Origin of the sequence: Cytobacillus sp. Bac17, from assembly GCF_024519925.1 — a bacterium.
GTDB classification, from domain to species: Bacteria; Bacillota; Bacilli; order Bacillales; family Cytobacillaceae; genus Cytobacillus; species Cytobacillus pseudoceanisediminis.
Window position 1 is genome coordinate 1 of the sequence record NZ_JALJRC010000113.1, and the last position, 376, is coordinate 376.

A 376-nucleotide genomic window follows, 5' to 3' on the forward strand; every position below is an offset into this window, starting at 1 on the left:
CTACAAGACATTGACTTTTTTCACTTGATCTTCCTTTCCTTCCTCCTCTCCCTTCCTCCTCTTCCTTCCCCCTTTCCCTTTTTCCTTTCCTTTTCTTTTTTTCTTCCTCTCCCTTTCTCCTCTTTTCCTCCTTCCTCCCCTCCTTCTCTCTCTTTTTTCTCCCCTCCTTTTTCCCTTCCTCCCTTCTTTTTTTCTCTTTTTTTTCTCCCCCCTTCTTCTCCCCTTTTTTTTCCCTCTTTTTCCTCCCTCCCTTTTCTTTTCTCCTCTTTTCTTTTTCCCTCCTTCCCTTCCTCTTCTTTTTCCCTCTTTTTTTTTTCTTTCCTTTTTCCTCTTCCTCCTTTCTCTCCCTCCCCTTCCTTCCCCTCCTTCTCTTTTT

At 43.4% G+C, this 376-nt stretch carries 1 protein-coding gene; it reads right to left on the minus strand.

Annotated elements, in window-relative coordinates; all coding sequences use genetic code 11:
* Window positions 1–376: hypothetical protein (locus NR125_RS30335; RefSeq protein ID WP_256816896.1), on the minus strand; the 376-nt coding region annotated here is incomplete at both ends.